General features: G+C 74.2%; 7 protein-coding genes and 1 pseudogene. 1 reads left to right on the top strand and 7 read right to left on the bottom strand.

All coding sequences use genetic code 11. From position 1 onward, the window contains the following. The 7 genes and pseudogenes from ACJ73U_RS40780 to ACJ73U_RS40750 all read right to left on the bottom strand — a co-directional run. Nucleotides 1–370 (bottom strand): annotated as a pseudogene (locus ACJ73U_RS40780) (hypothetical protein); the annotation flags it as partial. After that, nucleotides 367–1,086 (bottom strand): CoA-transferase, encoded by a 720-nt coding sequence (locus ACJ73U_RS40775; RefSeq protein WP_407783140.1) that lies wholly within the window; start codon nt 1,084–1,086, stop codon nt 367–369. The gene ACJ73U_RS40775 and the pseudogene ACJ73U_RS40780, both read right to left, overlap by 4 nt. Next, nucleotides 1,083–2,465: a 3-hydroxyacyl-CoA dehydrogenase NAD-binding domain-containing protein gene (locus ACJ73U_RS40770; protein ID WP_407783139.1), complete on the bottom strand. Its 1,383-nt coding sequence runs from the start codon at nt 2,463–2,465 to the stop codon at nt 1,083–1,085. The genes ACJ73U_RS40775 and ACJ73U_RS40770 overlap by 4 nt, the downstream gene beginning before the upstream one ends. Next, nucleotides 2,465–3,643 (bottom strand): thiolase family protein, encoded by a 1,179-nt coding sequence (locus ACJ73U_RS40765; protein ID WP_407783138.1) that lies wholly within the window; start codon nt 3,641–3,643, stop codon nt 2,465–2,467. The genes ACJ73U_RS40770 and ACJ73U_RS40765 overlap by 1 nt, the downstream gene beginning before the upstream one ends. Then, nucleotides 3,633–4,961, bottom strand: a complete 1,329-nt coding sequence (locus tag ACJ73U_RS40760; RefSeq protein WP_407783137.1) for a phenylacetate--CoA ligase family protein — start codon at nt 4,959–4,961, stop codon at nt 3,633–3,635. Before ACJ73U_RS40760 ends, ACJ73U_RS40765 begins: the two co-directional genes overlap by 11 nt. Before the next feature lies 1 nt (nt 4,962). Then, nucleotides 4,963–5,295: a Rossmann fold domain-containing protein gene (locus ACJ73U_RS40755; protein WP_407783136.1), complete on the bottom strand. Its 333-nt coding sequence runs from the start codon at nt 5,293–5,295 to the stop codon at nt 4,963–4,965. 311 nt (nt 5,296–5,606) lie between these two features. Continuing rightward, nucleotides 5,607–6,767 carry an acyl-CoA dehydrogenase family protein gene (locus tag ACJ73U_RS40750; RefSeq protein ID WP_407783135.1) on the bottom strand — a complete coding sequence of 387 codons (1,161 nt, stop codon included), beginning with the start codon at nt 6,765–6,767 and terminating at the stop codon, nt 5,607–5,609. A gap of 103 nt (nt 6,768–6,870) precedes the next feature. Between ACJ73U_RS40750 and ACJ73U_RS40745 the strand changes: the two genes are divergently transcribed. After that, entirely contained in the window at nt 6,871–7,281 is a 411-nt protein-coding gene (locus ACJ73U_RS40745; protein ID WP_407783134.1) for an enoyl-CoA hydratase-related protein, read from the top strand. Nucleotides 7,282–7,302 lie beyond the last annotated feature (21 nt).

Below are 7,302 nucleotides of genomic sequence, written 5' to 3'. Positions count from 1 at the left end.
CGCCACCGCCGCCGGGCAGCCGCACGCGGGGCGACCGGTAGTCGCCGATGGCGGTCGAGTTGACCCGGCCGGCGAGGTCGACGTTGGCCGCGTCGAGCACGACCAGGTCCACCCGCCGCACGAGGCTGCCGAGCACGTCGCCGGTGCTCCCCCGCCAGACCGGGGTGAACGCGGCGAAGTCGGTGGTGGAGGTGGGCAGCTCGGCGGCGGGGCCGTCGGTGGCGAACCCGGCCTCGAACAGCTGGCGGCAGGGCCGGCCCAACCGGGTGGCGACCTCGCCGGCGAGCACGGGCCAGTGGAAGCCGGTGAACACCCAGCCGTGGAACTCGCGGGCGGCCCCGGCGAGGAACGCGACGGTCCGCTCGTTCACGCGCCCCTCCCGTACGCCTGGTAGGCCGCGACGTCCCGCGGGTAGCGACCCGGCACCCCGTCCGGCGCGACGGCCCCCGGCACCACGACGACGGTGTCGACGAGCAGTCCGAGCAGGTCGACCTCGCGCACCTCGCCCAGTTCCTCGGCCACCACCACGACGCGCCGGGCGGCCTGCGCGGCGACGAGTGCCTCACCGGGCGGAGCGCCGATCCTCGCGTTGCCCGCTTCGTCGGCGAGGCTCGCGTGCACGAAGGCGACGTCGAGCGGCAGGGCGCGAACGACGGTCGCGGGGCCGAACGGGGACGCCACCTCGGCCAGCATTCCGCCGGCCCAGTCACGGTAGCCGGTCTCGGGATGCACCCGCACGGGGACGAACGGCACGCCGTGGGCGGCCGCGCCGAGCGCCGCGGCGAGGACGCCCATGGGCAGCTCGTGCCACCGGATGTCCGCGCCCGCCTGCCATGCGCGGCGGAAGTGCGGCGTCGGCGCTGGTCCGACGGCGTTCCAGCAGTGCGCGAAGGTCACCTCGGCCACGACACCGGCGCCGATCAGCCGGTCGAGCAGCAAGCCGCCGGACGCGATCACGACGTGCAACCCCGCGGCCCCCTGCCGCACCAGCTCCTCGCCGACCGCGAACAACTGAGCGCCGAAGTTCCCGAGCCAGACCGTGTCGCCTGGCCGGAGGCTCTCGACGGCCTCGGCGAGCGTGGTCATCGGCGGCTTCCGGCGGCCTGGCGGACCAGCAGTGGGGCCGGACGGTAGCGCGGGTCACCGAAATGGGTCGCCATGCCGCGCAAGCCTGCCAGTACCTCGGCCGGCCCGGTGCGCGTCAGGTACTCCAGGGGACCGATCGGGTGGTTCATGCCCAGCCGCAGCGCCAGATCCACGTCCTCCGCCGTCGCCGTGGCCTCCTCGACCAGGGTGAGCGCCTCGTTGGCCATGGTGTGCGCCAGCCGGTCGACCACCAGGCCCGGCAACGCGAGCACCGGGACCGAGGTCGCGCCGAGGGCGTCCACCGCGTCGTGGGCCGGCTCGATGCCGGCCACCTCGTCGGCCACCACCTCGGCGAAGCCGCCGTGCAGCCGGATCCAGCCGACGCCCGCCGGCAGGTGCTCGACCCAGCCGCCGTCCGACGAGTCGACCACGACCCGTCCCTGCCGCGCGAGTCCCGTGACGGCGGCGACGTCCCGCGGGGTGCAGCCGACCGCGCGGTACACCCGAACGTCCACTTCGGACTGTTGGGATGTGCGCAGTACCGACGCCTGGGCATCGCGGGGTTTGCCCGCCGCGTAGTCGTAGTAGCCCTGGCCCGCCGCGCGGCCCGTCGTGCCGGCGCGGACCAGCCGGCGCGTCAGCGGGATCGGCCGGTAGCGAGGGTCGCCGAACTCGCGCAGCGCCGTCTCCGACGAACCCAGGTGCGTGTGCAGGCCGGTGAAGTCCAGCAGTTCCAACGGACCCATCCGGTGCCCCAGCGCGCCCCTGACCGCCGCGTCGACCACCGGCGGCGCCATGCCCTGCGTCACCAGGAGCTGCGACTCGTAGTACAGCGGCCGGCACACCCGGTTCACGATGAAGTTCGGCGAGTCCGCGCACAGCACCGCCGTCTTGCCCAGCGCCGCGACCCATTCCCGGGCCAGCGCCACCACCTCCGGGTCGGTGCGCGCGCCGCGGATCACCTCGACCAGGCGCATCTTGGCCGGCGGGTTGAAGAAGTGCATGCCCACCACCCGCGACGGGTCGCCGTAGGCCACGCCCAGCTCGCCGATGGACAGCGACGAGGTGTTCGTCGCGACCACCAGCTTGTCGTTGCCCGCCGCCCGGACCGTCGCCCGAACCTCCGCCAGCAGCGACCGCTTCGCCTCGAACCGCTCGACGATCGCCTCGATGAAGAGGTCCGCGTCGCGCACCGCCGCCGCGACGCTCGCCGCCACCGACACCGGGACGTCCTCCTCCTCGCGGAGCTGCGCGTGTCCCCGCGCCGTCGTCGCCGCGTCGACGTCCACCACGGTCACCGCCGCACCCGCCACCGCGAACACGCGCGCGATGCCGCGTCCCATCGGGCCGAGGCCCGCCACCGCCACCCGCAGGTCCATCACGCCACCCGCTCGATCACCGCGGCCACACCCTGCCCGCCGCCGACGCACAGGCTCGCCACGCCCAGCGACGCGTCCCGCCGGGCCAGCTCGTGCAGCAGCGACACCACCAGCCGGCAACCGCTCTGGCCGGTCGGGTGGCCGAGCGCGATGCCACCGCCGTTGACGTTCACCCGTTCCTCGTCGAGCTTCAGCTCCCGCACGTTCTGCACGATCTGCGCGGCGAACGCCTCGTTGATCTCCACCAGGTCCAGGTCCGATGTGGACACTCCGGCGCGGTCCAGCGCCCTGGGGATCGCGAAGGCCGGGCCGACACCCATGACCGTCGGGTCCACGCCCACCGCGCTGAACGACCGCAGCCGGCCCCGCGGCGTCAACCCGTGCGCGGCGACCGCGTCCGCGCTCGCCAGCACGACCGCCGCGGCGCCGTCGGCCATCTGGCTCGCGTTGCCGGCGGTCACGGTGCCACCCGCCACGAAGGACGGCTTCAGCCGCGCCAGGCGCTCGGCGGTGGTGTCCGCGCGGAAGCCCTCGTCGCGGTCGAGTGAGTCCCCGTCGGCCAGTGGCACATCGACGACCTGGCTCGCGAAGTACCCGTGCTCCCACGCCGCGGCCACCCGCTGGTGGCAGCGCAGCGACCACGCGTCCTGGTCCGCGCGCGACACCCCGTACCGGGACGCGATGTTCTCCGCCGTCTGGCCCATGTTCAACCCGCACACGGGATCCGTGCCGCCGTCGCGCCAGCCGTCGGCCAGCGTGATGTCGCCCCGCTTCACCCCGCCCCACCGCAGGGCGCCGGACGCGAGGTAGGGCATGGTGCTCATCGACTCGGCGGCGACGGCCACCGCGATGTCGGCCTCGCCGGAGGTGATCGACTGGTGCGCCAGCTGGACCGCCTTCAGCCCGGACGCGCACGCCATGTTGATGGTCTGCGCCGGCGCCTGTTCGGGGAAGCCGGCCCGCAGGGCGACCTGCCGGCCGGGGTTGGGGCCGTTGCCGGCCTGCCGGCAGTTGGCCAGCACGACCTCCTCGACCAGCTCCGGGCCGATGCCGGCGCGGGTGACCGCCTCCCGGGCCGCGAGAGTGGCCAGCTCGACGACGGGGGTTGCCCGCAGGGAGCCGCCGTAGCGCCCGTTGGGCGTGCGGACGGCGCCGAGCAGCAGGACGTCACGGGACACGATGGGCCACCTCCGGGGAGTTCGCGCGGACCACGCGCCGCGCCTTGTGGGTCGTGCGGGGCAGCTCCCCCGGCGCGACGATGTCGACGACCGCCCGCACCTTGAGCTCCGCTCTGATGTTCGCGGCCAGCCGGCCGGGCAGGTCCGGCGCGCCGGCCGCCTCCACCTGCAGCCGCAGGGCGGTCGGGTAGCCCGTGGCGGGGTCGGCGAGGGCCGGGTCGAGGACGACGCGGAACTCCGCGAGGTCACCGACCGTGGCGCGCACGACGTTCTCCACCGCCGACGGAAAGACGTTGACGCCACGCACGACGAGCATGTCGTCCGCCCGGCCGCGCACGCCACCGGCCAACCGGGCGTGGGTGCGGCCGCAGTCGCAGGCGTCGCGGTCCCGCACGACCACGTCGCCGGTCCACCACCGCACCAGCGGGCAGGCCTGCTTGTCCAGGTGCGTCAGCACGAGGACGCCGGGTTCGCCGTCCGGCACGGCGGCGGCCGTGTCCGGGTCGACCACCTCGGCGAAGACGAAGTCCTCGGCCAGGTGGCCGCCGGCCCGCGCGGCGCACTCCCACGCGATCGGCTGGAACTCCAGGCAGCCGTAGCCGTCGAAGCAGCGGGCGCCCCACTCGCGTTCGATCAGCGCGCGGGTGGCGGGGACGGCGCCGCCGGGTTCGCCGCCGACCATCACGTGCCGCACCGGCGAGTCCCGCAGCGGCCGGCCCAGCTCGCGCGCCCGGCCGGCGAGGTGCAGCAGGAACGAGGGCGTGCCGCCGGCGGCGGTGGTGCCGTAGCGGAAGATCGTGTCGAGCTGCCGCTCGGTGTCGCCCGACCCGCCGGGGATGACGGTGGCGCCGAGCTTCGTGTAGCCGAGCGTGGCGCCCAACCCGCCGACGAACCAGGCGAAGGAGAACAGGCACTGGTAGACGTCGCCGGGCCGCACGCCCTGGCTGTGGGCGGAGCGGGCGTAGAGGTCCGCCCAGCGGTCGAGGTCGGCGCGGGTCCAGCCCACCGGGGTCGGCGCGCCGGTCGTGCCGGAGGAGAAGTGCACGCGGGCCACGTCTTCCCGTGGCACGGCGAGGAAGTCCCCGTACGGCGGGTGTTCGTCGATCGCGTGCTGGTAGTCGGTCTTGCCGGTGGTGGGCAGGGCGGCGAGGTCGTCGAGCGTGCGGAGGTCGGCGGGGTGCCAGCCGAGCGCGTCCCACTGGCGGCGGTAGTGGCGGCTCGTCTCGTGGACGCGGGTGAGCTGGGTCTTGAGACGGGTCAGCTGGTGGTCCCGGATTTGTTGCGGCGACCAGGTTTCGCAGTCGTGGCGGACGTCCATCTCAGCCGGCCTCCAGCACGGCGCCCGTGCACATCAGGCTGGCGGGGCCGCCGAGGAACTCGACCAGGGCGGCGACGTCGGCGTCCTGCCCGGCGAGGATGGCGTTGACCCGCACGCCACGCGGCGCGGCCTCCCGGGCGAGGCTGCGGCACAGGGAGGTCAGCGCGCCGGTGAGTGCGGGAGTGTCCACAGTGGCGCAACGCAGGAGCACGCCGCCGCCGGGTTCCAGGCGCTGGACGGCATCCCGGGCGGCGACGAACGCCTGGCCCAGCGTCGCGGCGACCGCGCCGGACGCGGCCGCCGCGAGCCCGCCCACATCCCTTCCCCTGCCCACCTCATCTTCTCTACCCGCAGCACCTTCCCGGCCCGCAGCACTCTCCCCGCACGCAACAGTTTCCCCGCCGGCAGCACTCTCCCCGCACGCAACAGTTTCCCCGCCCGCAGCACTCTCCCCGCACGCAACAGTTTCCCCGCCCGCAGCACTCTCCCCGCACGCAACAGTTTCCCCGCCGGCAACACTTTCCCCGCACGCAGCACTTTCCCCGCACGAATGGGACTTTCGTGCGCCCGGGGGCCCCCCGGTTTCAACGTTACCCGAGAGCACCGACAATTCCGGGGCGCGCACGGTCACGACCACCTGCCCGGTCATCCCTGCGCGACCTCCGTGGCGATCGCGCGGGACAGCACCAGGCGCTGGATCTCCGACGAGCCCTCGTAGATCTCCAGCACGCGCTGGTCGCGGTAGAGCCGCTCGGCCGGGCACGGCTTGCAGAAGCCCGCCCCGCCGAACACCTGCACGGCCAGGTCGACGGCCCGGTGCGCCACCTCGCTCGTGTACAGCTTCGCCCGCGCGCCCGGCATCGACACCGGCTGCCCCGCGTCGTAGGCACCCGCCGCCTGGTAGGTGAGCATCCGCGCCGCCGACAGCTCGACCGCGACGTCCGCGAGCCGGAACCCGATGCCCTGGTTCTCGATCAGCGGCCTGCCGAAGGTCTCCCGCCGCACGGCCTCGGCGGCCGCCAGCCGGTACGCCGCGGACGCGATGCCGAGCCCCTGCGCGGCGACGGTGACCCGGCCGAGGTCCAGCGTCCGCAACGCCAGCTTCAGCCCGCGCCCGACCTGACCGAGCACGTCGGACTTCGCCACCCGCACCCCGTCGAGCCTGAGGTTGCTCGTGCGCGTGCCGCGGATGCCCATCTTGTCCTCGACGCGGTCGACCACCGCGCCCTCCGCGCCGGCCGGCACGATGAACGCCGTGATGCCCCGCGCGCCCGCGGCCGGGTCGGTCTTGGCGAACACGACGTAGCGCGTGGAGATGCCGCCGTTGCCGATGTAGATCTTCTCGCCGTACAGGCGGTAGCCCTCGCCGTCGGGCTCGGCACGGGCGCGCAGCGCGGCGGCGTCGCTGCCGGCGCCCTCCTCGGTGAGCGCGAAGCTGATGGCCGCACCGGCCCGCAGCGGCCCGAGGATGTCCCGCTTCTGCTCGTCGGTGCCCGCCAGCAGGAGCGGCACCGCGCCGAGGGCGTGCGCGGCGAGGATGGCGCCGGTCGACGCGCACGCGGCCGAGACCTCCTCGACCACCGCGCAGATCGCGGTCATCGTGAGCCCCGTGCCGCCGAACTCGCTCGGCACGAGCATGCCGGACAGCCCGGTCTCGACGAACGTCGCGACGTGCTCGTGGGGGTAGCGCTGCTCGCGGTCCAGCTCCTCGGCCAGCGGGGCGAACCGCTCCGTCGCGACCTTCCGCGCCAGGTCGCGCCAGTGCGCGGCCTCGGCGTCCAACGTCGGTTCCCACAGCACACCCATGGCCGCGACTCCTCTGCCGAACCGTCCAGTTGCCAAAATCAACGTCGACGTAGATGCTGACAACCGTACCTTCGGCACCAGTGAAGTCAAGGGGCTGCGGCGCATGGGAAAGGTCACCGTCACCAGGGACGACGTCGACATCGATGCCGTCGCGATCGTCACGCTCGACTCACCCGAGAACCGCAACGCGCTGTCGACCGAGCTGCTGGTCGAGCTGGCCGACACCCTCGAGGCGCTCGACGCCGACGCGGGTGTCCGGGCGGTCGTGCTCACCGGCGGCAGCGAGCTGTTCGCCTCGGGCGCCGACGTGCGGCAGCTGCGGGAGATCTCCCCCGTCGAGTACGCCGCGTCCGCCCGTGGCGCGAGCTGGCGGCGGATCGGCGCGGTCGAGACGGCGCTCGTCGCGGCCGTCGCGGGCTACGCGCTCGGCGGCAGCTGCGAGCTGGCGCTGACGGCGGACCTGGTGGTGGCGGCCGACACCGCGGTGTTCGGGCAGCCCGAGTTGATGGTATGAGTGTTGTGGTGGGATTGTGTG

Source organism: Actinophytocola sp., from assembly GCF_045807065.1.
In the GTDB taxonomy this organism is placed as follows: Bacteria; Actinomycetota; Actinomycetes; order Mycobacteriales; family Pseudonocardiaceae; genus Actinophytocola.
The sequence above is the reverse complement of the archived record's forward strand: the minus strand, read 5'-3'. Positions and strand labels throughout refer to the sequence as shown.

Coding starts and splice junctions, on each gene's coding strand:
- ACJ73U_RS40775 (WP_407783140.1), bottom strand. CDS start 1,086: ATGACCACGCTCGCCGAGGCCGTCGAGAGCCTCCGGCCAGGCGACACG.
- ACJ73U_RS40770 (WP_407783139.1), bottom strand. CDS start 2,465: ATGGACCTGCGGGTGGCGGTGGCGGGCCTCGGCCCGATGGGACGCGGC.
- ACJ73U_RS40760 (WP_407783137.1), bottom strand. CDS start 4,961: ATGGACGTCCGCCACGACTGCGAAACCTGGTCGCCGCAACAAATCCGG.
- ACJ73U_RS40750 (WP_407783135.1), bottom strand. CDS start 6,767: ATGGGTGTGCTGTGGGAACCGACGTTGGACGCCGAGGCCGCGCACTGG.
- ACJ73U_RS40745 (WP_407783134.1), top strand. CDS start 6,871: ATGGGAAAGGTCACCGTCACCAGGGACGACGTCGACATCGATGCCGTC.